This is a genomic window from Micromonospora sp. DSM 45708 (assembly GCF_039566955.1).
In the GTDB taxonomy this organism is placed as follows: Bacteria; Actinomycetota; Actinomycetes; order Mycobacteriales; family Micromonosporaceae; genus Micromonospora.
Genome location: NZ_CP154796.1, coordinates 152,781 through 176,795, shown reverse-complemented (window position 1 = coordinate 176,795; position 24,015 = coordinate 152,781). Strand labels below are relative to the sequence as shown.

Annotated in this window: 23 protein-coding genes and 1 pseudogene; 6 read left to right on the top strand and 18 right to left on the bottom strand. The window is 75.1% G+C overall.

Translation table 11 applies throughout. The annotated features are described in order from the left end of the window. The 4 genes from VKK44_RS00910 to VKK44_RS00895 are packed head-to-tail and all read right to left on the bottom strand — an operon-like array spanning position 1 to position 4,683. Positions 1-1,581, bottom strand: coding sequence for a bifunctional uroporphyrinogen-III C-methyltransferase/uroporphyrinogen-III synthase (locus VKK44_RS00910; protein ID WP_343444910.1), 1,581 nt, complete (start codon positions 1,579-1,581; stop codon positions 1-3). Further along, positions 1,578-2,546 (bottom strand): hydroxymethylbilane synthase, encoded by a 969-nt coding sequence (gene hemC, locus VKK44_RS00905; RefSeq protein ID WP_343444909.1) that lies wholly within the window; start codon positions 2,544-2,546, stop codon positions 1,578-1,580. The genes VKK44_RS00910 and hemC overlap by 4 nt, the downstream gene beginning before the upstream one ends. Then, positions 2,543-3,916: a glutamyl-tRNA reductase gene (locus tag VKK44_RS00900; protein WP_343444908.1), complete on the bottom strand. Its 1,374-nt coding sequence runs from the start codon at positions 3,914-3,916 to the stop codon at positions 2,543-2,545. Before VKK44_RS00900 ends, hemC begins: the two co-directional genes overlap by 4 nt. Next, on the bottom strand, positions 3,913-4,683 hold the full coding sequence (locus VKK44_RS00895) for a redox-sensing transcriptional repressor Rex (protein ID WP_343444907.1): 771 nt from the start codon (positions 4,681-4,683) through the stop codon (positions 3,913-3,915). The genes VKK44_RS00900 and VKK44_RS00895 overlap by 4 nt, the downstream gene beginning before the upstream one ends. 387 nt (positions 4,684-5,070) lie before the next feature. On the opposite strand from VKK44_RS00895, the gene VKK44_RS00890 reads away from it, so the two are divergent. Together VKK44_RS00890 and VKK44_RS00885 are read left to right on the top strand one after the other, a co-directional pair. Beyond that, positions 5,071-6,375 (top strand): sensor histidine kinase, encoded by a 1,305-nt coding sequence (locus VKK44_RS00890; protein WP_343444906.1) that lies wholly within the window; start codon positions 5,071-5,073, stop codon positions 6,373-6,375. Between the two features lie 71 nt (positions 6,376-6,446). Then, entirely contained in the window at positions 6,447-7,103 is a 657-nt protein-coding gene (locus VKK44_RS00885) for a response regulator transcription factor (RefSeq protein ID WP_343447618.1), read from the top strand. A 9-nt stretch (positions 7,104-7,112) separates the two neighbouring features. On the opposite strand, the gene VKK44_RS00880 is transcribed toward VKK44_RS00885, so the two are convergent. Genes VKK44_RS00880 through VKK44_RS00870 form a run of 3 tightly spaced genes read right to left on the bottom strand, consistent with a single transcriptional unit; the run spans position 7,113 to position 9,650 of the window. Then, a complete protein-coding gene (locus VKK44_RS00880) occupies positions 7,113-7,763 on the bottom strand; it encodes an HAD family hydrolase (protein WP_343444905.1) in 651 nt (216 codons plus the stop codon). A gap of 14 nt (positions 7,764-7,777) precedes the next feature. Further along, positions 7,778-8,032, bottom strand: coding sequence for a glutaredoxin family protein (locus tag VKK44_RS00875; protein ID WP_343444904.1), 255 nt, complete (start codon positions 8,030-8,032; stop codon positions 7,778-7,780). Then, positions 8,022-9,650, bottom strand: a complete 1,629-nt coding sequence (locus VKK44_RS00870; RefSeq protein ID WP_343444903.1) for an AMP-binding protein — start codon at positions 9,648-9,650, stop codon at positions 8,022-8,024. The genes VKK44_RS00875 and VKK44_RS00870 overlap by 11 nt, the downstream gene beginning before the upstream one ends. Before the next feature lie 564 nt (positions 9,651-10,214). Here VKK44_RS00870 and VKK44_RS00865 point away from each other — a divergent pair. The 3 genes from VKK44_RS00865 to VKK44_RS00855 all read left to right on the top strand — a co-directional run bounded on the left by VKK44_RS00865 (position 10,215) and on the right by VKK44_RS00855 (position 13,303). Then, on the top strand, positions 10,215-11,186 hold the full coding sequence (locus VKK44_RS00865; RefSeq protein WP_343444902.1) for an ECF subfamily RNA polymerase sigma factor, BldN family: 972 nt from the start codon (positions 10,215-10,217) through the stop codon (positions 11,184-11,186). A gap of 291 nt (positions 11,187-11,477) precedes the next feature. Beyond that, positions 11,478-12,326, top strand: a complete 849-nt coding sequence (locus VKK44_RS00860) for a DUF5667 domain-containing protein (protein WP_343444901.1) — start codon at positions 11,478-11,480, stop codon at positions 12,324-12,326. A gap of 101 nt (positions 12,327-12,427) precedes the next feature. Next, positions 12,428-13,303 carry an HAD family hydrolase gene (locus VKK44_RS00855; RefSeq protein ID WP_343444900.1) on the top strand — a complete coding sequence of 292 codons (876 nt, stop codon included), beginning with the start codon at positions 12,428-12,430 and terminating at the stop codon, positions 13,301-13,303. A gap of 8 nt (positions 13,304-13,311) precedes the next feature. On the opposite strand, the gene VKK44_RS00850 is transcribed toward VKK44_RS00855, so the two are convergent. The 11 genes from VKK44_RS00850 to VKK44_RS00800 all read right to left on the bottom strand — a co-directional run bounded on the left by VKK44_RS00850 (position 13,312) and on the right by VKK44_RS00800 (position 23,792). After that, the gene (locus tag VKK44_RS00850) at positions 13,312-14,214 is read right to left on the bottom strand and encodes a lysophospholipid acyltransferase family protein (protein WP_458351647.1); all 903 of its coding nucleotides are present in this window, start codon (positions 14,212-14,214) and stop codon (positions 13,312-13,314) included. Between the two features lie 272 nt (positions 14,215-14,486). Continuing rightward, positions 14,487-15,560: an NAD-dependent epimerase/dehydratase family protein gene (locus VKK44_RS00845; protein ID WP_343444899.1), complete on the bottom strand. Its 1,074-nt coding sequence runs from the start codon at positions 15,558-15,560 to the stop codon at positions 14,487-14,489. A 119-nt stretch (positions 15,561-15,679) separates the two neighbouring features. Further along, a complete protein-coding gene (locus tag VKK44_RS00840; protein ID WP_007465623.1) occupies positions 15,680-15,781 on the bottom strand; it encodes a 30S ribosomal protein bS22 in 102 nt (33 codons plus the stop codon). Positions 15,782-15,999: 218 nt separating this feature from the next. Further along, positions 16,000-16,209 carry a helix-turn-helix domain-containing protein gene (locus VKK44_RS00835; RefSeq protein WP_013288759.1) on the bottom strand — a complete coding sequence of 70 codons (210 nt, stop codon included), beginning with the start codon at positions 16,207-16,209 and terminating at the stop codon, positions 16,000-16,002. A gap of 192 nt (positions 16,210-16,401) precedes the next feature. Further along, the gene (locus tag VKK44_RS00830) at positions 16,402-17,586 is read right to left on the bottom strand and encodes an ABC transporter permease (RefSeq protein ID WP_343444898.1); all 1,185 of its coding nucleotides are present in this window, start codon (positions 17,584-17,586) and stop codon (positions 16,402-16,404) included. Beyond that, positions 17,583-18,440 carry an ABC transporter ATP-binding protein gene (locus tag VKK44_RS00825; RefSeq protein ID WP_343444897.1) on the bottom strand — a complete coding sequence of 286 codons (858 nt, stop codon included), beginning with the start codon at positions 18,438-18,440 and terminating at the stop codon, positions 17,583-17,585. The genes VKK44_RS00830 and VKK44_RS00825 overlap by 4 nt, the downstream gene beginning before the upstream one ends. After that, positions 18,437-19,834 carry an efflux RND transporter periplasmic adaptor subunit gene (locus VKK44_RS00820; protein ID WP_343444895.1) on the bottom strand — a complete coding sequence of 466 codons (1,398 nt, stop codon included), beginning with the start codon at positions 19,832-19,834 and terminating at the stop codon, positions 18,437-18,439. Before VKK44_RS00820 ends, VKK44_RS00825 begins: the two co-directional genes overlap by 4 nt. 49 nt (positions 19,835-19,883) lie before the next feature. After that, positions 19,884-21,143, bottom strand: a complete 1,260-nt coding sequence (locus VKK44_RS00815; protein WP_343444894.1) for a hypothetical protein — start codon at positions 21,141-21,143, stop codon at positions 19,884-19,886. 960 nt (positions 21,144-22,103) lie between these two features. Then, on the bottom strand, positions 22,104-22,439 hold the full coding sequence (locus VKK44_RS00810) for a YrdB family protein (RefSeq protein ID WP_343444893.1): 336 nt from the start codon (positions 22,437-22,439) through the stop codon (positions 22,104-22,106). Beyond that, positions 22,436-23,005, bottom strand: coding sequence for a TetR/AcrR family transcriptional regulator (locus tag VKK44_RS00805; protein ID WP_343444892.1), 570 nt, complete (start codon positions 23,003-23,005; stop codon positions 22,436-22,438). The genes VKK44_RS00810 and VKK44_RS00805 overlap by 4 nt, the downstream gene beginning before the upstream one ends. After that, positions 22,998-23,792 carry an alpha/beta fold hydrolase gene (locus VKK44_RS00800; RefSeq protein ID WP_343444891.1) on the bottom strand — a complete coding sequence of 265 codons (795 nt, stop codon included), beginning with the start codon at positions 23,790-23,792 and terminating at the stop codon, positions 22,998-23,000. The genes VKK44_RS00805 and VKK44_RS00800 overlap by 8 nt, the downstream gene beginning before the upstream one ends. Before the next feature lie 103 nt (positions 23,793-23,895). Between VKK44_RS00800 and VKK44_RS00795 the strand changes: the two are divergent. After that, positions 23,896-24,015, top strand: a pseudogene (locus VKK44_RS00795) (VOC family protein); the annotation flags it as partial.

Sequence of the window (24,015 nt, the reverse complement as noted above, 5' to 3'; positions counted from 1 at the left end):
TCAGCGGAACCTCAGGGCGGTCGGGCCCTGCACCTTCGAGCCGCGGCGCTGCTTCGCCGGCATGGCGGCGAGCTTCTCGCGCAGCTCGACGGCGTAGGCGGCGAGCGCCTCCACCAGGTCGGGGACCGAGGCGTGCGGCGGCTGCACGTCGACCCGCAGGCCGAACTCCGTCGCGGTCTCCGCCGTCTTGGGCCCGATGACGGCAACAACGGTACGCGCGTGCGGCTTCCCGGCGATGCCGACCAGGTTCCGGACGGTCGAGGACGAGGTGAAGAGCACCGCGTCGAACCCGCCCGACTTGATCGCGTCGCGGATCTCGGCTGGCGGCGGCGCGGCGCGCACGGTGCGGTACGCGGTCACGTCGTCGACCTCCCAGCCGCGCTCGGTGAGCCCGGCCGCGAGCGTCTCGGTGGCGATGTCGGCGCGCGGCAGCAGCACCCGGCCGACCGGGTCGAGGATCTCGTCGTGCGGCGAGAACTCGGCCAGCAGGCCCTCGGAGGACTGCTCCCCGGCGGGGACCAGCTCCGGCTGGATGCCGAAGGCGCGGACCGCGTCGGCGGTCGCCTCGCCGATGCAGGCGATCTTGACGCCGCCGAAGTGCCGGGCGTCCAGCCCGTGCTCGCCGAACTTCTCCCAGACCGCCCGGACCGCGTTCACGGAGGTGAAGATCACCCAGGCGTACCGGCCGTCGACCAGGCCCTTGACCGCCCGCTCCATCTGGGCCGGGGTGCGCGGCGGCTCGACCGCGATGGTCGGCACCTCGCACGGGATCGCCCCGTACGCGCGCAGCCGCGCGCTCATCGCGCCGGCCTGCTCCTTGGTGCGGGGCACCAGCACCTTCCAGCCGTACAGCGGGCGGTTCTCCCACCAGCTCAGCTTGTCGCGGTCGGTGACGCCCGCGCCGACGGTGAGCACGACGCGGCCGGTGAAGCCGAGCGCCGCCGCGACGAAGGATTCCACGGTCGACGTGGTGGTGTACTGCGTCTCGCCGGTGCCGTCGCCGGTCACCCCGACCCCGGTGGCGCCGTCGACGCCGGCGGCCAGCAGGCCGTCCCGGACGGCGGCCAGGTCACCGGCGTCCACGGCCAGCGCCAGCGAACCCCGGCCCACCGCGGTGGCGAGCGCGTCGAAGTCCAGCGTGGTGACGTCCTCGACGTCGGCGGCGGTGCGTACGCCGGGCAGCGGGACGCCCGCGTAGGTGGCGACGCCCTCGGCCTGGCCGACGCCCGGCACCACCTCGAAGTGCGCGGCGGTGCGGGCCACCGCCTGCACCTCCTTGACCACCGAGTCGTGGCCGAACGGGTCACCGGCGACCAGGTGCACGGCGTTCTGCCCGGAGCGGGCCGCGGAGATCAGCACCTTCGCCACGTCGCCGGGGACGCCCTCGGCGGGGCTGAACTCGGCGTCGGGCCGGGCCTGGGCGCGGACGTGGGTCAGCAGCGACTCGGGGACTCCCCGGTCGTACACCACGTGGTCGGCCTCGACCAGGGCGTCGAGCGCCCGGCGGGTCAGCAGGCCCGGGTCGCCGGGGCCGGCCCCGACGAAAGCGATCCGGCCTACGGGCTTACGGGTGCGGGTCATTCTGTGCTCCCAAGTTGCTGGGTCCCCGGGCCGGCGTGTCCTTCTTGGCCGAGGATCGAGTCGGCGCCGAGTTCGAGGAGTTCGGCGGCGAGTGCCTTGCCGATCTCCGCCGCGTCGGCGGGCGTTCCGGTGCGGGACAGTCGGAGGTCACGGGAACCGTCCGGGCTGATCACCGCACCGCGCAGGTAGATCTCCTCACCGGTGTCACCCTCGGCGAGTTCGCCGTAGGCGGCCACCGGTGCGCTGCACCCGGCCTCCAGGGTGGCCAGCAGCGCCCGTTCCGCGGTGACCGCGGCGCGGGACGGTGCGTGATCGAGCAGCGCGAGCAGCTCGACCAGGTCGTGGTCGTCGGCCCGGCACTCGACGGCCAGCGCGCCCTGGGCGGGCGCGGGCAGCATGAGCATCGGGTCGAGCGTCTCGGTGATGACGTCGGTGCGGCCGATCCGGGTGAGCCCGGCCCGGGCCAGCACGACGGCGTCGAGGTCGGCGTCCGGGCCGAGCACCCGGCCGAGCCGGGTGTCGATGTTGCCCCGGATCGGGGTGACCTCGAACTGCATGCCCAGCGCGTGCAACTGGGCGATCCGGCGCAGCGCACCGGTGCCGATCAGCGCGCCGGGCGGCAGCTCGGCGAGCGTACGGCCGCCGGTGGCGACCAGCGCGTCGCGTGGATCCTCCCGGGACGGCACGGCCGCGATGTGCAGGCCGGGCGCCGCCGCGGTGGGCAGGTCCTTGTACGAGTGGACGGCGAAGTCGATCTCGCCGGCGGTCAGCGCGTCCCGCAGCGCGGAGACGAAGACGCCGACGCCGAGCCGCTGCACCGGGGCGGTGGAGCGGTCCCCGGCGGTCACCACCTCGACCAGCTCGACCCGGCGGCCGGTGGCCGCGGTGAGGGCCTCGGCGACGTGGCCGGACTGGGCCAGCGCCAGGACGCTGCCCCGGGTGCCGAGGCGCAGGGGGGCGGTCATCGCGCACCTCCGGTGGGCGGGACGTCGGACGCGTCGAAGGACGGCCGGCCGTCGGTGTCGGTGGCGACCACGTCGGGGACGGTGTCGACCGGGGACGTCTGCGGCACTTCCAGGTCGAACAGCTCGCGCAGCAGGGCCGCGTACTGGTCGCCGCCGGGCTCGGCGGCGAGCTGGCGGACCCGTACGGTCGGCTGGTGCAGCAGTCGCTGCACGACGCGGTGCACGGTGCGGGCCACCTCGGCGCGCTGGTCGTCGCTGAGGTCGGGGCGGCGCTGGCCGAGCCGGCGCAGCTCGGCGGTGACCACGTCGTCGGCCCGGCCGCGCAGCGCGGCCACGGTGGGCGCCACGTCGGCGCCGCGCAGCCAGGTCAGGAACGCCTCGACCTCACCGGCGACGATGCGGCCCACCTCGGCGGCGTCGGCGGCGGCCGGCCCGTCGGCGAGGACGGTGGCCATCCGGTCGATGTCGATCACCTCGACGCCGGACAGCTCGGCGACGCCGGCCTCGACGTCGCGCGGGACGGCCAGGTCGAGCAGGACCAGCGGGCCCCGGTCGGCGTCGCGGCGGGCCAGCGCCCGGGTCACCACGTCGCGGGTGAGCACCGGCTCGGCGGCGGCGGTGGCGGCGACCACGATGTCCACCGTGGAGAGCGCGTCGACCAGCTCGGCCATCGGCACGGCGGTGGCGCCGTACGACTCGGCGAGCCGGACCGCGCGGGCGGCCCCCCGGTTGGTGACGGCGAGCGGGCCGGCGCCCTGCCGGGACAGCGTGGCCACGCTCAGCGAACCCATCGCCCCGGCGCCGACCACCATGGCGGGTCGGCCGGTCAGGTCGCTGTCGAGCAGGCCGGCGGCGAGGTCGAGCGCGGCGGTGACCACGCTCTGCCCGGCCCGGTCGATGTTGGTCTCGGCGTGGGCCCGCTTGCCGACCCGCAGCGCCTGCTGCATCAGCTCGTGCAGCAGCCGGCCGGCGGAGTCGGCGCCGCCGGCGCAGTGGTAGGCGTCGCGGAGCTGACCGAGGATCTGCGCCTCGCCGACCACCATGGAGTCCAGCCCGGCGGCGACCCGGAAGACGTGGTCCACGGCGGCGGCGTCGTAGTGCACGTAGAGGTGCGGGGCGAGCGCCGCCGGCGGGCAGTCGGCCTGTTCGGCCAGGACCGCGCAGATGTCGCCGAGCCCACCGTGGAAGCCGGAGACGGCGGCGTAGACCTCCACCCGGTTGCAGGTGGAGACCAGCACGGCCTCGGCGACGTACGGCTGGGCGACCAGCCGGTCCAGCGTGCGGGTGAGATCCGCGGGCGGGACGGCCAGTTGCTCCAGGACGGCGACCGGGGCGGTGCGGTAGGACGCGCCGACGACGAGCAGTTTCACGTGCCGATCGCCTCCTGGGTGTCGGTGGCAGCGAGCCCGCCGGGCAGGGCGGTGAGCGCGGACCCGCCGGTGGCGGGCAGCGCGGTCAGCGACGCCTTGCGGTGCTCGTGGAAGGACAGGATCTGCAGCTCGATCGCGAGGTCGACCTTGCGCACGTCGACTCCTTCCGGGACCGAGAGTACGCAGGGCGCGAAGTTGAGGATGCTCGTCACGCCGACGGCGACCAGCTCGTCGGCGACCGCCTGGGCGGCCGGCGCCGGGGTGGCGATCACGCCGATCGAGATCGACTCCTCGGCGACCACCCGGGACAGCTCGTCGACATGCCGGACGACCAGCCCGTTTATCCGCTCGCCGACGCGGGACGGGTCGGCGTCGAGGAGCGCGGCGATCCGGAACCCGCGGCTGGCGAAGCCGTCGTAGCCGGCCAGGGCGTGACCGAGATTACCCACGCCGACCAGCGCGACGGCCCGGCACTGGGTGAGCCCGAGCACCGACTCGATCTGGTCGATCAGCAACGCGACGTCGTAGCCGACGCCGCGGGTGCCGTACGAGCCGAGGTGGGAGAGGTCCTTGCGGAGCTTGGCGGAGTTGACGCCGACGGCGCTGGCCAGGCCCTCGCTGGACACGGTCTCGTGGTCGGCGTCGGCGAGCGCGTGCAGCGCGCGCAGGTATTCCGGGAGCCGGGACACGGTCGCCTCGGGCAGGTCCGGAAGCGCCGGTACGGCACCGGTGCGGCCGGGCGCGCCAGGGGGACGGTGCTGACTCATGAGACTCCGTGCGGTGCGATCCTCGACCGGCGACGGGGGCCGGCCGTTTCGGGACTCCCGCTGGCGACCGATGTTGCCGGCTGTGCTAGCAGGGCGCGTCGGAACTACAGAGTAGGCGCTTGTGAAGACGTGCACAAATCGCGATCTTGATGACTCGCGATGCGGCTCCACCTGCCCCTCCATTCCCACAAGATCGATCACCGCGCTCCTCGGCGGCGCGAGGCGATTATTGCTCAATCCCGACTTCTCTGACCAATCGCGTGCGTGCGGTAACGCTTCGTGAGCGACCTGGAGAGGCGCTTCTCACGTGCCGGTAGGGAGAACCCCACCCCGGACCGGCCTGCGTACGGGATGGGCCGGCCGGGACCGGGCCCATAGCCTCGAACCATGACCGCCGCGCCGTTGGCCACCACACCCGTTCCCTCGTCACCCGTCCGGAGTCTGCTCCGCCGGCTCGCCCGCGACACCGGCTACGTGCTCTTCAGCCTCCCGCTGGCGGTGGTCGGGTTCGTGCTCGCCGTGGCGGGGATCTCACTCACCGCCGGGCTGCTGGTCACCACGCTCGGCCTGCCGATCCTGGCCGGCGTGCTCTACGCGGCGCGCGGGCTGGCCGACCTGGAACGGCTCCGGCTCCCCGGCGTGCTCGGCCGGCCCCGGGTCCGCCCGATCTACCGGACGCCCGAGCGCGGGGCGGGGCTATGGCGTCGGATCTTCACCCCGATCCGCGATCCACAGTCCTGGCTCGACCTGCTGCACGCGTTCCTCCGGCTCCTGGTGACCCTGCCCACGTTCGTGGTGGTGCTGGTGTGGTGGGCGCTGGCGCTGGCCGGCTCGCTGTACGGCGTGTACGACGGCGCCATCCCGCGTGGGCCGGACGACCAGGACCTCAGCCAGCTCCTCGGCATGGGCGACGGCGCCCGCGAACGCATCGCGCTGAACACCGCGATCGGGCTGTTCGCCCTGTTCACCCTCCCGCTGGTGGCCCGGGCCTGTGCCCGGATCCAGGCCGCGCTGGCGTACTCGCTGCTCACCGGCGTGGCCGAGATGCGGCAGCGGATCGTCACGCTGGAGGAACAGAAGCGGGCCGCCGCCTCGGCCGAGGCGTCCGCGTTGCGCCGGTTGGAGCGCGACATCCACGACGGGCCGCAGCAGCGGCTGGTCCGGCTCGCCATGGACCTGGGTCGGGCCCGCCACCAGCTCGCCGCCGACCCGGAGGCGGCCCGGCGCACGCTGGACGAGGCGGTCGCCCAGACCCGGGAGACGCTCGACGAGCTGCGCGCGCTCTCCCGGGGCATCGCGCCGCCGATCCTGGTCGACCGGGGGCTGCCCAGCGCGCTCGCCGCGCTCGCCGCCCGGGCGCTGGCGCCGACCGAGCTGCTCGTCGACGACGACCTGGGCACCGCCGACGGCCGGCTCGACCCGGGTCTGGAGAGCACCGCGTACTTCGTGGTGGCCGAGGCGCTGACCAACGTCGCGAAGCACAGCCGGGCTGACGCCTGCCGGGTGGAGGTGACCCGGAAGGTGGGCCGACTGGAGATCACCGTCGCCGACGACGGGGTGGGCGGCGCGCACCTGGCCAAGGGGCACGGGCTCAGCGGCATCGCCGACCGGGTCCGGGCGGCCGGCGGCACGCTGGAGGTGGACAGTCCGGCCGGCGGGCCGACCCGGATCCACGCGGAGCTGCCCCGGTGACGTCCCCCGACGACCCGCCACAGCGGGTCGAGGACGCACGGTGGGACCCCGACGTGGTAGACACCGGACCCATGCGGGTGGTGATCGCGGACGACGCCGTACTGCTCCGGGAGGGGCTGATCCGGCTGCTGACCGACTTCGGGCACCAGGTGGTGGCCGCCGTCGGCGACGGGGACGCGCTGGTCGAGGCCGTGGTGGCGCACCGGCCGGACATCTCGGTGGTGGACGTGCGGATGCCGCCGTCACACACCGACGAGGGGCTGCGCGCCGCGGTGGAGGCCCGCCGCCGGGTGCCGGGCACGCCGGTCCTGGTGCTGTCCCAGTACGTCGAGGTGTCGTACGCCGACGACCTGCTGGACACCGCGGGCGGCGCCGGCGGCGGCATCGGCTACCTGCTGAAGGACCGGGTGGCCGCGATCGACGAGTTCCTGGACGGGCTGGCCCGGGTGGCCGCCGGCGGCACCGTGCTCGACCCGGAGGTGATCAGCCAACTGCTGGTGCGGCGGCGGCGCGACGACCCGCTGGCGGCGCTGACGCCGCGCGAGCGCGAGGTGCTGGCGCTGATGGCCGAGGGCCGCTCCAACACCGCCATCGCCCGCGCCCTGGTGGTGAGCGACGGCGCGGTGGAGAAGCACGTCCGCAACATCTTCACCAAGCTCGACCTGCCGCCGGACGCCACCACCCACCACCGCCGGGTGCTGGCCGTCCTGGCCCACCTCCGCGCCTGACCCGCCGGCTCAGGGCAGCGCACGGGCCAGCGTGACCGCCTCGGTGAGGGTGTCGGCGGTCGGGTGGCCGCTGGCGCGCAGCCGGGCCGGGTCGGAGAGGCCGCCGGTGTAGAGGACGGCCGCGCCGCCGACCGAGGTGGCCGCGTCGGCGTCGTCCAGCGAGTCACCGATCAGCACCACGTCGGAGCCGGCCAGCCCCAGCTCGGCCAGGTGCTTCTCCAGCCACTCGGCCTTGGGCCCGCCGCCGACCGTGGCGCGCAGCCCGTCGACGCGGCGGAAGTGCGGGGTCAGCCCGTACGTGTGCACGGTGGGCACCAGCTCGTCGTGGAACCACATGGACAGCAGCGACTGGCTGCCCGGCCAGGCGGCGATCGCGGCGGTGGCGTCGGCGGCCAGCGCGCAACTGGTCAGCCCGGCCCGGTACGCGTCGTGGAAGACCCGGTCGAGCACGCCGAACGCCTCGGCGTCGACCGCCCGGCCGAGCATCTCCGCGTAGTAGTCGACGATCGGCCGGCGGAACCGCACCCGGTGCTCGTCCGCGCCGACCGCCGGACCGCCGGCGCTGGCGAACGCGACGTTGGTGGCGCGCACCACCAGGTCGAGGTCGTCGAGCAGGGTGCCGTTCCAGTCCCACACCAGGTGGCGCCGCGTACCCGTCATCCGAGCACCATAGTTCACAGTTGCGGGGTGGTCAGGTCCCGCAGCAGCCGGTCCTCCTCGACCCGCCAGTAGCCGTGCTCCTTGCCGTCGAGCAGCACCACCGGCAGCCGGTCGCCGTAGTCGCGTTCCAGCTCGACGTCGCCGGTCACGTCCTTCTCCACCCAGCGGTCGCCGGTGACCGCCACCACCCGGTCGAGCGCGGCCTTCGCGTCCTCGCAGAGGTGGCAGCCGGGCCGGGTGATCAGGATGAGCCTCGCGTCACTGGACATCGGGTACCTCCGTGCGGGTCTCGGTCGGCGGTGCCGGCGACGGCACCACGGGCGCCGGGCGCAGCTCGGTCTTGCGGACCTTCCCGATCGCCGAGTACGGCAGGCTGTCGACGAACTCGACGGCGGTCGGGCACTTGAACCGGGCCAGGTTACGCGCGCAGTGGGCGAGCAGGTCCGCCGCCGTCACCGACGAGCCGGCCGTGCGCACCACGTACGCCCGCACAGTCTCGCCGGTCCGCGGGTGCGGCACGCCCAGGACCGCCGACTCGGCCACCCCGGGGTGTGCCCGGAGCACCGACTCGACCTCGTGCGGGTAGACGTTGAAGCCGTTGACCAGGATCAGCTCGCCGAGCCGGTCGACCAGGAACAGGTCGCCGTCGCCGTCGGCGTACGCCACGTCGCCGGTGGCCCACCAGCCGTCCGGGCCGGGCCCGCCCCGCCCGTCCGGCCAGTAGCCGGCGAACAGGTTCGCGCCGCGCACCACGATCTGCCCGGGGTCGGTGCCGGTCGGGTCGTCGGTGAGGTCCATCCCGTCGTCCTCGGCCTCGGCGGCGGGCACCCCGTCGCGCCACAGTTCGTCGCCGTCGGACCCGACCAGGCGCAGCGCGACGCCGGGCAGCGGGCGACCGATCGAGCCGGGCTTCGGCTCGCCGCCGACAAGCGTGGAGGTGAGCACCGGCGCGGTCTCGGTGAGCCCGTAGCCGACGTGCACCGGGTGCCCGGTCAGTTCGGTGAAGCGCGCGCCGACGGACGGCGGCAGTGGTGCCGCACCGCACACCGCGACCCGCACGCCGGCCAGCGCCGACGCCGGGTCACCTGCCGCTTCGGCCCAGGTCAGGAACATCGACGGTACGCCGAGCAGCACGCTGACCCGGTGCCGGGCGATCTCGTCGAGCGCCCCGGTCGGGCCGGGCTCGTCGACCAGCACGCCGGTGGCGCCGTGGTGCAGCACCGCCCCGAGCCCGGAGTTCAGCCCGTACGCGTGGAACAGCGGCAGCGCCAGCAGCACGGTGTCGTCGGGGCCGACCACCGGGGGTTCGATCCGGTCGGTCTGGGCGTGGTTGGCGGCCAGCGCCCGGTGCGACAGCATCGCGCCCTTGGGCCGGCCCTCGGTGCCCGAGGTGTAGAGCAGTACGGCCAGGTCGTCCCCGCCCCGCGTCGGGAACCGGGCCGGGGCGTCGTCGGCGGCGACCGGCGGGGTGGTGTGCACCGCGCGCAGCGCGGGCAGGTCGGCGGGGTCCACCCGGGCGGTCACGTCGGCGGCGCCGACCAGGATGGCGGCGCCGGAGTCGGCGAGCACGTGCCGCAGCTCCCGGCCGGTCAGCGCGGGGTTGACCGGCACGGCGACCAGGCCGGCGCGGAGCACGGCCAGGTAGGTGACCACGAAGTCGGGGGTGTTGCCGAACGCGATCGCCACCCGGGGCGGGTGCGGCGTCCGGTCCGCCGGCGGCGCGGCGGCGTGCAGCGCGCGGGCGGTGGCGGTGACCGCGGCGTCCAGCGCGGACCAGGTGAGTGTGGCGTCGCGCCAGTGGAGCGCGGCCCGGTCGCCGTGGTCGGCGGCGGCCCGACGGAGGCGGTCGGCGAGGTTCGGCGCGGGGCTGTCGGCGGCGTCCTGCACGGTGGCTGAGTCTGGCACAGCCGGGTGCGCCGGGCCATGCCCCGAGCGCCCGGCCGGGTCCGCCGGACGAGATCGCAATTGGTAGTGGACGGGATTCCCACGGGTGGGATCGGGATCTTCACCGGCCATCGACGGGGCGCGCGGACACAGCCTCACGAACCGCGCCCACGACACGCCGAGCGGCAGGAAAATCGCCCGCCACCTGGACGTTCCACTCCCGACCAGGTTGTCGCGCGAAAGTCAACCACTGGCGACGGACAACCGGTCCGGTAGGAGTGCGACCACGCGGGAAATACTTCCGCTCTGTGTAACGGACTTGCCACGCGCGGGTGACGTTGGGCCTATCATCACTCGGGTCGGCTCACCCCATTTGACGTGAGTCGACACCCCTCAGCCCGAGGAGGCCCCCGTGCCCGTGAGCGCATTGGACCAGCACCTCAAGGGGATATGCCGCCCGCCGGCACGTCCCGGACCGGCCGCGCCCCACCGGGTCGTACCCGGCCCCGCGGCGCCGCCACGGCGGCGCCCGGTGAGGTCGCTGCCCACCTGGACCGGGGAGGCACGGTGACCACGTTCGGTTACGCGGAACGGCCGGCCGGGGTGACCGGCCCGACCCAGCGGAATCCGCTCAACGAGCGCGCCGATCCCGCGCCACGCGCGGACGGCCTGCTCGCGGTGCGCGGTGAGGGATGGCGGGCCCGGAGCCGCGCGCACCACGGCAACGAGGCGCCGCTGCGCCCGGCCCCACCCGGCGGCAACGCGAAACCCGCCGCCGGTCGGGTCGGCGCCCCGCCCCGCCCGACCGTCCCGCCGGCCCAGGCCCGACGCGGTGACGCGGCGACCAGCGCCGAACCCCCCGCCGCCGAGACCGCGGTGCTGCCCGTGGTGACCGTCGGCGACACCGCGGTACTGCCGGCCGTCCCGGCCGCCCCGCCGGCCACCGGCTTCCCGAGCCGCCCCGACCCGTCCGACCCGGCCACCGAGGTCTGGGCGCTGGTCGAGCGGGCGCAGGCCGGCGAGGCCGAGGCGTTCGGCCTGATCTACGACCGGTACGTCGACACCGTCTTCCGGTTCGTCTACTTCCGGGTCGGCAACCGCCAACTCGCCGAGGACCTCACCTCCGACACGTTCCTGCGCGCGCTCAAACGCATCGGCAGCTTCACCTGGCAGGGGCGCGACCTGGGCGCCTGGCTGGTCACCATCGCCCGCAACCTGGTCGCCGACCACTTCAAGTCCGGGCGCTACCGGCTGGAGGTGACCACCGGTGACGTCCTCGACGCCGACCGGGAGGACCGCGGGCCGGAGGGCAGCCCGGAGGCGGCGGTGGTCGAGCACATCACCAACGTCGCCCTGCTCACCGCCGTCAAGCAGCTCAACCCGGAGCAGCAGGAATGCATCGTGCTCCGGTTCCTCCAGGGCTTCTCGGTCGCCGAGACGGCCCGCGCCATGGGCAAGAACGAGGGCGCCATCAAGGCTCTGCAGTACCGGGCGGTGCGGGCGCTGGCCCGGCTGCTGCCCGACGGCTTCCAGGCCTGATCCGCCGCATCCCCGTCCCGTCCACCGGCCCCACGCCGGTGGATGACGCGCGCCCGGCGCGCTCGCGACCGCCGTCACACCCGGTTATTTCGCCCCCGAACGGCCCGTAACCGGCGACCGGCGCGAACCGTTTCTCCGGGTGCGACCAGTGGTTGTCCCGGCGTCCCCCGGGCCCACCCGGTCCGGCGGGTCAGGTCGGCCGTCCCGGTCGACCCTCGGCCACACGCTGCCACGGGTCGCTGGTGACGACGACGGCCGTCCGGCCGTGACCAGCGAGAGGGGGTGCCCGCGGTGGACAGCGACCTCTTCTCCGGTCGGCGAGCCGAGCGCTTCGCGCAACTCCTCGACGAGGCCAACGGCGGACGCCGACACCACGTCCGGTCCCGGGCCGACGGCGAACTCACCGCGCTCGTGGAGGTGGGCCGCCGGCTCACCGTCGAGCGGCCCACCGTCGAGGTCGACGCCGAGTTCCGCACCGGCCTGCGGGCGATGCTCGTGGCCACCGCCGAGCGCGAGGGCGTCACCGCCGCCACCGGCACCGGCGGGCTGGGCGCGCTGCTGCCCGCGATCACCGGCCGCCGGGCGCGGGCCCGGGGCGCGATCCTGGTCGGCGTGGCCGCCGGCGCGATCGCCCTCTCCGGCATCTCCGCTGCCAGCGAGAACGCGCTGCCCGGCGACGCGCTGTACGGCATGAAGCGCTCCACCGAACGCGCCCAGCTCGCACTGGCCAGCTCGGACATCAGCCGGGGGCAGCTCTTCCTCGACTTCGCCCGGACCCGGCTCGACGAGGCCGCCTCGGTCCGCGACGACCGGCTCGGCTTCAGCGCCGTCCTGGACGACATGGACGCGGACACCCGCCAGGGCGTACGCCTGCTGACCACGGTGGCGGCGCAGCGCTCCGACCCGACCGCGCTGGACGCCGTGGACACGTTCCTCGCCGGTCAGCGTCGGATGGTCAGCGGCCTGCTCGACCGGCCCGACCACGCCGACCGGGACCGCACCCACCGCTCGCTGGCCCTGCTCGACGCGGCCGGCCGGCGTGCCGACGCACTGCGCGAGACGATCGCCTGCGGGCTGCCCGCGCCGACGGCCAGCGACACGCTCGGGCCGGCACCGACCACCTGCCCCGGCGACCGCTGAGCGCACGGCCACACTTCTCCCGACGGACACCCGACCGTCACGGGACGCCGGATACGCTCGACGCGCCACGCGCGAATGGTCGTCGAGGGAGGGAGGTCGCCGTGACCGGGTCCCGCAAGGTGACGGTCAGCACCGACGTCCACGGGCACACCGCCGGTTGGGCGGAGACGCCGGCGGCACCCGCGACCACGATCGCACCGGACCCGACGTCCGCCGCGTTCTTCGACGTGGACAACACCATGATGCAGGGCGCGTCGATCTACTGGTTCGCCCGCGGGCTGGCCGCCCGGAACTACTTCACCGCCGGTGACCTGGCCCGGTTCGCCTGGCAGCAGGCCCGGTTCCGGCTGCTCGCCACCGAGGACGCCGGCACCATGTCGCAGGCCAAGGAGGCCGCGCTCGCCTTCGTGCAGGGCTGGCGGGTCGACGACGTGGAACGGCTCACCGAGGAAATCTTCGACGAGCTGATGGCGCCGCGCATCTGGGCCGGCACCCGCCGGCTGGCCCAGCGCCACCTCGACGCGGGCGAGCGGGTCTGGCTGGTCAGCGCCGCCCCGGTGGAGATCGGCCGGGTGATCGCGGCCCGGCTCGGCCTGACCGGCGCGATCGGCACGGTGGCCGAGGTGGTCGACGGGGCGTACACCGGTCGGCTGGTCGGCGACCTGATGCACGGGCCGGCGAAGGCCGAGGCGGTTCTCCAGCTCGCCGCCGTGGAAGGGCTGGACCTGACCCGTTGCGCGGCCTACAGCGACTCCGCCAACGACCTGCCGATGCTGTCCGAGGTGGGCCGCGCGGTCGCGGTCAACCCCGATCCGGAGCTGCTGCGGCGGGCCCGGGAGCGGGGCTGGGAGGTCCGTGACTTCCGCACCGGCCGCCGGGCCGTCCGCATCGCCGTGCCTTCGACCGTCGCCGCCGGGCTGCTCGCCGGTGCGGTGACCGCCGGGCTGGCCCTGCACCGCCGCCGCCAGCACGGCTGACCAGACGCTCAGGGGCCGAACGGGTCCGGACGGCGTTCGAGCAGCTTGTGCAGCGTCTGCTGGATGGTCTCCCGCACCTGGTCGGCGAGGTTGAACACGACAAGCGGGTCGTCCGCGGAGTCCCGCAGGTGCGCGGTCGGGATCGGCGGGCAGAACTCGATCAACCACTTGCTCGGCAGCGGCACCATGCCCAGCGGCCCCAGCCAGGGGAACGTCGGCGTCACCGGAAAATAGGGCAGCTTGAGCAGCCGGGCCAGCGGCTTGATGTCGGCGAGCATCGGGTAGATCTCCTCGCCGCCGACGATGGCCACCGGCACGATCGGCGTGCCGGTGCGCAGCGCGGCGGAGACGAAGCCGCCCCGGCCGAACCGCTGGAGCTTGTAGCGGTCGGAGTAGAGCTTGCCGATCCCCTTGAAGCCCTCCGGGAACACGCCGACCAGCTCGCCGTTGCCGAGCAGCCGTTCGGCGTCCGGGTTGCAGGCCACCGTGCCGCCGGTCTTGCGGGCCAGCTCGGACACCACCGGCATCCGGAAGACCAGGTCGGCGCCGAGCAGGCGCAGGTAGCGGTGGCTCGGATGCCGGTCGTGCAGCGCCGTGGAGAGGATCAGCGCGTCCAGCGCCACCGTGCCGGAGTGGTTGCCCACCACCAGGCCGGCGCCCTCGGTCGGCACGTGCTCCAGGCCGCCGACCTCGGTGCGGAACCAGTCCCGGTAGAGCAGCCGGACCAGCGGATGGAAGACCGCGTCGGTGAGGTCCGGGTCGAAGCCGAACTCGTCCACCTCGTAGTCACCGGCGAGCCGGCGGCGCAGGAACGCGAGCCCGCGCGCGACCCGGCGGTCCCACTGGTCCCCCGGCCGGTCGTGCACCGCCGGCCCGGACGGCGCGTCCCCGGGGGCGGCGTTCTCCGCCACCGTCTTCTCCGCCACCGCCTCCTCCGCGACCGCCTTCTTCGCGACCGCCTTCTTCGCCACGGTCTTCTTCGCCACGGTCTTCCGGGTGGCCGGCTCGTCGGTCGAGGTGTCCGGCTCGTCGGCCGCCGCCGGCTCCGCGGGCGCGGGCGGACGGGCGGCCGGCGCGGTGACCGGCCGGTGCCCGTTGCGCCGCGCCGGCTCCGGGTCCGGCCCGGCCCCGGCCGCGGCCGCGGGCACGTCGAAGCGGGCGTCCCACCGCTCCCCTGGGCTGGTCACGAGCGCTCCCGGACGGTCGAGCGGACCTGACGGATGCTCTCCAGCACCAGTTGCTCGGCCGCGGCGAGCTGGTCCCGGGTCACCACCACCCCGCCGTGGTGGGCGCGGACGAAGTCGTCGAAGGCGGCGGCGGTCGAGCGGGGGGTGAAGCCGAACTCGTGCTCCAGCCGGGTGGTGTCCACCACCCGGCCGTGCACGAACAGGTCGACCTGGTCCAGGCCGTACCGGCCGAAGCCCAGGGTGCGGGCGATCGCGGCCACCCCGGCCAGGCCCGGCTCCAGCACCGGCACGGCCACCCGGCCGGCCCGGCGGATGGCCTGCGACAGCGACAACACGCCCGGCCCGGCCACGTTGTACGTCCCCGGGTGCTCCTCGGCGACCGACCGGTGCAGCACCGTCAGTGCGTCGTCGATGTGCAGGAACTGGAGGCGCGGGTCGCGGCCGAAGATGGTGGGCACCACCGGCTGCGCGAAGTAGCGGGTGAGCGTGGTGTCGGCCGTGTAGCCGATGAACGGCGCGAAGCGCAGCACGGTCGCGGTGACGTCGGGCCGGCGGCGGCGGAAGCCGCGAACGTACCCCTCGATGTCGAGGATGTCGCGGCCGAACCCGCCGCGCGGCACCTCGCGCGGCTCGGTCTCCTCGGTGAAGACGGCCGGGTCACGGAACGACACCCCGTACGCGGCGGTCGACGAACGGACCACCAGCCGGCGCAGGCGCGGCGCGCGCTGGGCGGCGGCGAGCAGCTGCATGGTGCCGATGACGTTCTGTTCCTTCATCGCCGCCCGGCCGCCGTGCTGCGCGTCGGGTGCGGTGACCAGTGCCAGGTGCGCCACGGCGTCGACATCGAGGTCGATCAGGAGGCCGCCGAGCGAGTCGAGGTCGAGGCGGACCAGCTCGACGTCGGCGAGCAGGTCGGCCAGCTCGGGGTTGGGCGGAGCCGGGTCGACGCCGATGACGCGCTCGATGCGCGGGTCGGCGGCGAGCCGGGCGGCGACGTTGGCGCCGAGGAAACGGCCGACCCCGGTGACGACGACGACCCCCGGGGCACCGGAGGTGCCACCGGGGGTCATGTCGTGCGCCTTGCGCGACAGGCAGGATCGAGCCGGGACGTCCGCGGCCTGATCACCTGAGCCTCCGAGGGTCGACAGTTGGCAAGTGGTGCCGGTGCCGGGTCAGCGCCCGGCCCCGGTCACTTGCCGAGACGGCGACGCTGGACGCGGGTCTTACGCAGCAGCTTGCGGTGCTTCTTCTTAGCCATGCGCTTGCGGCGCTTCTTGACCACCGAGCCCATACGACAGCCTTTCGATGCAACGTGCGGGGCGGACCGGGAGGCGCCACCAACCGGTGGCACCGTGCCCGCTTGCGGACAACGGACCGGACCAGCGTGGTGGGCCGGGCACACCAGAAGCGATCACGGTCGGGCTCCAGGGTAGCCGGAGTGCGTCAGCAGGACCAACGCGCCCCCGTCGATGCCCCTTTTCGTCGCACTCGGCGGACGTCGCCGAGGGCTCAGGCGGACTCCTGGAACGCGCCCCGGAGGTATTCGTGCACGGCGTGCTCGGGCACCCGGAACGAGCGGCCGACCCGCACCGCGGTCAGCTCACCGCTGTGCACGAGACGATAGACCGTCATCTTGGAGACCCGCATGACCGTGGCCACCTCGGCGACGGTCAGGAACCTGACATCCGACAGCCGTGCGTCGGACTGCGACCCGGCCATGGCTCACCGACCCATTCCCGTGCCCGGCGCGTGCCACCGGGCAGGTGCTCCCGCCTCGACGAGCGACGCGCGTGTAATGAGTACGGTAGCGGGACGGCTGTGACCGGCGCGATCCCTTCCGACCTTTGATCATGGCAGGACGAGCGTCCGTCAGGGCTTTTTCGCCCGGACGGGTGGCGCGTCCGGATCCGCCTACTCGGCGCGCAACGCCACCACCGGATCGAGCCGGCCGGCCCGCTGCGCCGGCACCACGCCGAACACGATGCCCACCGCCGCCGAGACGCCGAACGCCAGCGCCAGCGACCACCAGGTGATCGCGGCCGGGATCGGGGAGAACGCATCGACGAGCAACGCGGTGCCCACCCCGAGCGCCATCCCGGTCAGCCCGCCGATCGAGGTGAGCAGCACCGCCTCCAGCAGGAACTGCACGCCGATGTCCCGGGGCCGGGCGCCGACCGCCTTGCGCAGGCCGATCTCGCGGGTGCGTTCGCGTACCGAGACCAGCATGATGTTGGAGACACCGACGCCGCCGACCAGCAGCGAGATGCCGGCGATGGCGGCGAGCACGCCGGTGAGCACGCCCAGGATGTCGCCGAGCACGCCGAGGATCTGCTGCTGGGTGACGGCGCTGAACTCGGTGTCCGGGTGCCGGCGGGACAGCTCCGCGACGATCCGCTCGCCGAGCTGGTCGATCCGCTCCCGGTCCGGCGCCTTGACCGCGATGCCGTCGATGCGCTGGGTGCCCCACAGCCGCTGCGCGGCGGTCACCGGGACGTGCACCTCGTCGTCCCGGTCCACGCCGAGGCTCTGCCCGAGCGGGGCGAAGACACCGATCACCCGGAACCGCACCCCGGCCAGCGTGACCTGCTGGCCGAGCGGGTCACGGTCGGGGAAGAGCGTCCGGGCCACCGAGGCGCCGAGTACCGCCACCCGGCGGCTGGTGTCGACGTCGGCCCCGGTCAGGTAGCGGCCCCGGGCCAACGACCGGGTGAACACCGACGGGGTGGTCTCCAGCACGCCCTGCACGGTGGTGAAGTCGGAGCGGTTGCCGGCCCGCGCGGTCGCGCCGGAGGCCACCGTCACGGCCACCCGGCCGGGGTCGCCGACCACCCGGGAGACGGCGTCGACGTCCTTGAGGTCCAGCGGCGACACCACCGGCGCGGTGCCCACCTCGATCTTCCCGGGCACCACCAGGAGCAGGTTCGAGCCGAGCCCCTCGACCTGCTGCTCGACCTGCCGCTTCGTGCCGGTGCCGATGGCCACCAGGATCACCACCGAGGCGACCCCGATGATCACGCCGAGCATGGTCAGCAGGCTGCGCATCCGGTTGGCCCGCAGCGCGTCCAGCGCCACCCGCCACGCCTCGGCCAGCCTCACCGGGCCGCCCCGTCGCCGTCGCGCGGAAGGCGTCCGGTGGCTCCGGTGGCGCCACCGGAGCCACCGGACGGGTGCCCCGGGCCGCTTCCGGACGCGGACCGGGGCTCCGCGCTGGGAGCGTGCTCCAGTGTCGCAGGTCCGCCCACGCCGTCCGACCCCGGTCGATCATGAACGGTGTCGGACCGGATCAGCCCGTCCCGGACCGCGATCCGCCGACGCGCGCGGGCCGCCACCTCCTGGTCGTGCGTCACCATCACCAGCGCCACTCCGGACTCGGCGTTCAACCGCTCCAGCAACTCCAGCACCGCCTCGCCGGTGACGCTGTCCAGGTTGCCGGTGGGCTCGTCGGCGAGCAGCACCGCCGGCTCGGTGACCAGCGCCCGGGCGATCGCCACCCGCTGCTGCTCGCCCCCGGAGAGCTGGTTCGGCCGGTGGTGCAGGCGGTGCCCCAGCCCGACCCGGCCCAGCACCGCCGCCGCCCGCTCCCGCCGCTGCCGCGCACCGACGCCCCGGTAGACCAGCGGCAGCGCCACGTTGTCCACCGCGGACGTACGGGCCAGCAGGTGGAACGCCTGGAAGACGAAACCGATCGTCTCGTTGCGCAGCGTCGCCAGCTCCGGCGCGGTCAACGTGGCCACGTCCCGGCCACCGATCACCAACCGGCCGCCGGTCGGCCGGTCCAGCCCGCCGAGCAGGTGCATCAGCGTGGACTTGCCGGAGCCGGAGGGACCGATCACCGCCACGTACTCGCCCTGGTCGATGGTGAGCGAGACGCCGCGCAGCGCGGACACCGACACCCCGTCCAACTCGTACGCGCGGGAGACGTCGACCGCCTCGATCGCGGCGACGGTCACGGCAGCTCCTGGCCGTCGCGCACCTGGTCGGCGCCGCGCACCACCACCCGGTCGCCGGCCCGCACCCCGTCGACGATCTGCACCAGATCCTGCCCCTGCACGCCGACGGTCACCGGCACCCGGTCCGCCCGGCCGTCCCGCAGCACCCAGACCGCGTCCCGCCCGTCGGCGGAGAAGACCGCCGAGGCCGGCACCGCCACCGCGTCCGTCGCCTCCCGGACCCGGAGCCGGACCACCGCGTTCATGCCCGGGCGGGGCGCCGGGGCGGCCTCCTCGCCGAGCCGGCCGGCGCCCAGGTCGAGCCGGACCCGGTAGGTGACCCCGCCCCGGGCCGAACTGGTGGGCAGCATGTCCACCGAGCGGACCGTCGCCTCGTACGTCGCGCCGGTCACCGCGTCCAGCTCCACCGAGGCGGACACCCCGGCGCGGACCAGCAGCACGTCCGTCTCGTCCACCTCGGCGAGCAGGCCCAACCGGCCGATGTCCACCACGGTCAGCACCGGCGTGCCGGCGGTGACCCGGCCACCGGCCGGCACCGCGTCGTCGACCCCGGCCGTCGGGCCACCACCCGACCCGGCCGCGCCCGACGCCGACGGGTCGAGGCCGGGCACCCCCGCGCCGCCGGCCGCGCCGAGCAACCCGGCCAGGTCGGTCGGCGCCGCCGCCCGGGTACCGCCCGGCTGCACCACGCCGGCGATCGGGGCGCGCAGCGTCAACGCGTCGACGGTCGCCTTCGCCAGGTCGTACGCCTGCTGGGCCTGGAGGCGCTGCGCGGCCGACAACGCGCCGACGGCGCTGTTCAGGCCCGCCAGGCCGCGTTGCACGGCGGTCACCGCGCGGTCGGCGGCGCGGGCGGCCGACGCGTACTGCCGCTGCGCGGACTCGACCTGGAGCAGCAGCGCGGCCCGGGCCTGCGGATCGCCGACCTTGCCGGCGGCGGCGCGGGCGGCGGCGAACGCCTCGTCGGCGGCCCGGTCGGTGCCGCGCCGGGTGCCGCCCAGGTCGCCGACGCCGACGCCCCGGCCGGCGCGCTTCGCCGCGCGCAGCGCGTCCCGGGCCCGGGCGAGGCGCTCCCGCGCCGACGGCGAGTCGATCACCGCGAGCACCTGACCGCGGGTGACCCGCTGTCCGGGTTGGACCTTCAGGCCGGCCACCGTGCCGTCGGCGGGGGCGGTGAGCGTCGCCGCGGCCCGGGCGGTCACCGTGGCCGGCGCGTCGATCACCTCGGCGACCGGCGCGCGCCCCACGGCGGCGACGCTGACCGCCGGGGTCTCGTCACCGCACCTGGCGGCGGTGGTGCCGGTCAGCGCGACGGCGGCGAGGAGGGCGGTGACGAGACGGGGGCGGCGGGCCGCGGGCAGCCGCGGCGAGGGGGTGCGGGCCACCCGGCCCATGCTACGACCCGTCGACCGGTGTCGACGCCTCGGCGCGTCGGGTCGCCGCTCAACCGGCGGCCGACCGGACGTAGGCGACGCAGTCGTCGTGCAGCGTCGCCCACTCGTCGCCGAACACCTCGTCGGCGGCCACGTCCGGGGAGCGGCGCTCGTGCACCACGGCCCGGAAGAAGTCCAGCACCCGCTGCTCGCCGTACCGGTCGACCAGGTGGCGCACCGCCAGGTACCCGACGCCGTAGGCGCCGCCGACCCGGGCATCGGTCGCGTCGTCGGCCGGCGCCACCGCGTCGAGCCGGCCGGACCACCCGCCCCGGACCAGCTTGCGCACCTCGGCCAGGCCCTCGTAGCGGTCCACCGGCTGACCGTCCGCGCCGGCGTACTCGGCCAGCCCCTCCACCAGCCACCAGGCCGCGTGGTCCGCGTAGCCCTGGTCGGGCAGCGAGGCGGCGTGCGTCAACTCGTGCCGGAGCAGGTCGTCGACGCCGGCCGGGGCCAGGCTCTGCGCGTTGAGCACGACGTCGTGGCGGCCACCCCCGACGCCCACCGCGTAACCGGCGGTCCACTTCGGGCGGCCACCGCCGTACCAGCGCTGCCACTCGGCCCGGCCGGCGTAGTAGACCAGGTACCGGTCCGGCGGCGGGCCGACCGCGTACCGGTCGGCGGTCCGGGCCGCGGCCTCGGCCTGGGCGAGCAGGCCGGGCAGCTTGGCCCGCTGGGCCGGCGTGGTGGCCACCAGCGCCCGCTTCCCGACCGCCACGGCCAGCTCGTCCACCTCCCACGGGCGGACGCCGGTCGGGTCCGTCCGGGACGGTTCCACCGCGATCAGGCGCGGCTGCTCCCCCACCACCCGCCACCGGGTGCCCAGCTCCACCGTGCTCGGCGCGCAACCCGGCACCACGAAGCAGTAGCCCACCGTCACGGTCAGCCGCCACTGACCGGGCTGCCCGTCCACCGCCACCGGCACCCGCTCGGTGGTCGGCCGCCACGTCGTGACCCGGAGCGCCCGCAGCGCCGCGTACCGCCGGGTGAGCGCCGGCCGCACGGTCGACTCCGCTACGGCGAGGAATCCGGCCCGGTCGCCGCGCAGCAGCGCGCTGCCCTGCCGGTCGAGCTGCGCGACCATCCGCGCGGCGAGTTGCCGCTCGGCCGCCGTACCGGGGGCCTCCCGGCCCGCCGCCGGCCGCCCGGCCGCGTCCGGCGACAACTGCCGCAGGAGTACGCCGGGCACCGCGCCCGCGACCAGCCCCAGGGCCAGCCCGAGCACGGTCCAGAGCGGCCACCGCCGGCGTTTCCCGGTCGGGGCGGGCACAGCGGGTACGACGGCCGCCTGTGCCGGCCAGGTGAACGGTGCGGGCGGAGCCGCGCTCGACGCCGCCGACGCCGGCTCGCTCGGTTCCGGCACGACCGACGCCGGCTCGCTCGGTGGCGGCACGACCGACGCCGGCTCGCTCGGTTCGGTGGCGCTCGCCGTCGGCTCGCTCGGTTCGGTGGCGCTCGCCGTGGGGGCGGTCGACCCCGGTTCGGTCGACGCCGAGGCGTGCGGTGTGGCGCCCGCCGCCGGGGCGGTCGATGCCGGCGTGGGCGGGTCCGGCGCAGGTGGCGCCGTGCCAGGCAACTCCGGCGCGGTCGGCGCAGACGGTTCCGGGGCAGGTGGTACGGGGGCAGGTGGTACGGGGGCAGGGGTGGCCGGGCTCGGTTCCGGAGCGGCCGGCTTCGCGGCGGGGCCGGTCGGCCTCGGCTCGGGCAGGGCCGCCGTCACGGCGGGGACGCAGGCGTCCACCTCCGAGGCCACGAAGGTGCTCGCGTCGGGGCTGCTGTCCTCGCTCGACTCGGGCACAGGAGGGCTCGGGACCGCGGCTCCCGCTGGCGGGCTGGACGCGTCCGGTCGGGGTGTGACCGGGTCCAGCGGCGACGGGGGCGGACCATCCGTCGGGGTCTTCGCTGCCGGGGTCGGGCTCAGCGGCACCTCGTCGGCCTCGGCGCGGGGGTGCTGCCCCGCGCCGTCGGTCCCGACGCACGGCTCGTCGCCGTCGGCTGCCCGGCCCGGGGGCTCCTCGTCGCCGTCGGTCACCGGCGAAGGGTACGACCAATCGGGCGTTCCGGGAAAGAGGTCTGCAAGTAATCCCCGCACCAGATCTTGGAAGAAAACGGCCCGCACAGGGGGCCTCGGCTTCCACGCTTCGTGGAGTTCACCGAGATCCTGGTATCGATCCGACCCTCCGAGGGCGTCCTCGTGCCAAGATCCGGCCGCCCCGGGTGGGAAGCGCGGTCAGACGGGGTCGCCGGCGCGGATCAGGAGCGTCTTGGTGAGGGACCAGAGCAGCACCAGCGCCGCGCCCGCGAGGAGGTGGCCGGTCAGGGTCAGCAGCACTCCGCCGGTGAGGAAGCAGGCGGCCTGGACGCCGAGCTTGGCCGGGGCGGGCAGCGGCACGTTGGCGCGGGGCGAGCAGAACAACCCCCAGACCAGGGCCAGGATCAGCGGCGCGCCCAGGCCGGCGAGCAGCCGTACCGGCCAACCCGCGTCGAGCGTGCAGCCCCAGAGGCCGGCCGCGGCCAGCAGCGCCAGCTCCAGCAGGAAGATGACGCCGAGCAGCACGGCCCTCATCGGGACCGCCAGCCGCGGTACGCGAGGTCGAGCCCGTCGATCATCCGGTCGAACGAGCGGTCGACGTCGCGGGGCAGCCCGAATCCACCCGCCGCCTCCAGCGTGACGAAGCCGTGCACGGTGGCCCGGAACATCCGGGTGGCGTCGACGGCCGCGTCCCCGTCGACGCCGTACCCGCGCAGGATCGCGAAGATCGCGCCGACCGCGCGCTCGGCGGCGGCCAGGTGCTCGGGGTCGGTGGGGTCGGGCGCGCGCTGGGTGGCCGGGTAGCGGCCGGGGTGTCGCCGGGCGTACGCCCGGTAGGCGGTGGCGACCGCGCGCAACGCGTCGTCGCCGGCCCGGCCCGCGGCGGCGCTGGTCAGCACGTCGGCGATCTCGGTGGTGGCGAGCACGGCGAGCTTCTGGTGCAGCGCGTCCACGCCCCGCACGTGCTTGTAGAGGCTGGGCAGCGCGACGCCGAGGCGGCCGGCGAGCGCGGCCAGGGTGAGCCGGTCGTGGCCGACCTCGTCGGCCAGCACGGCGGCCTCCCGGACCACCGTCGCCGGGGTCAGGCCGGCCCTAGGCACGCGCGGTCACCGCCAGGAACTCGACCAGGTCGGCGGAGGTGGCGTCGGGCTGGTCGGCGTGCGGGTAGTGGCCGGAGTCGGCGATCATGCGCGCCTCGGCGACGGCGAACTGCCGGCGGGCGGCGCGGGCCTCGGCACCGGGGTCGGGGAAGTCCGGGTCCTTCGTGCCCATCAGCACCAGCACCGGCTGTCGCACCTCCCGTGCCCGCGCGGTCCAGTGCGGGTCGACCTGCGCGACCACGCCGCGTACCGCGTCCATCCGGCCGCGCAGCTTGGCGACCAGTTCCTTGCGGTACGCGGCGTCGTCGGCCGGCCGCCCGCAGGGGAAGAGCGTGCGGTGGAACATCCCGAACAGTCGTGGGCTGCGCAGCACGGCGGCCTGCGCGACGCGCAGCAGCGGATTCGGCTTGGGCTGACCGACGAACGGGCTGATCTGCACGATGCCGCTGACCAGCTCCGGCGCGTCGGCGGCGGCGAAGACCACGCCGGCCCCGCTGGACGAGCTGCCGACCAGCGTGGCCGGCCCGCCGCCCAGCTCGCGCACCACGGCGAGCAGGTCGCCACCGACCTCGGCCGGGGCGTACGTGGGCCAGTGCGGGCTGGAGTCGCCGTGCCCGCGTACGTCGATCGGAGCGACCCGGTAGCCGGCCGCCACCAGCAGCGGCAGCAGGTGCCGGAACGCCGCCCGGTTCTCCCCCATGCCGTGTGCGAGCACCACCAGCGGCCCCGCGCCGTGTACCTCGTACGCGATCGTCCCGCCGTCCCGCGCCACCTGGCTAACTGTCATAGCCATAAAGCTAATGGCATTAGCTTTATGCGTCAAGGCTTGACCCCAACCCGACCTGAGGTCGCACGATCACCGGCATGCCGCTCGCCTGGTGGCGAGACGGGAACGGGCCGGCGGGACCAGGGTCTCCGCCGGCCCGTACTGGGACAGGTGGGGGATCACGTTCGCCGACCCGGACGGCTACCGCCTCGTGCTCTGCACCCGGACCTGGTCGAACGACTGA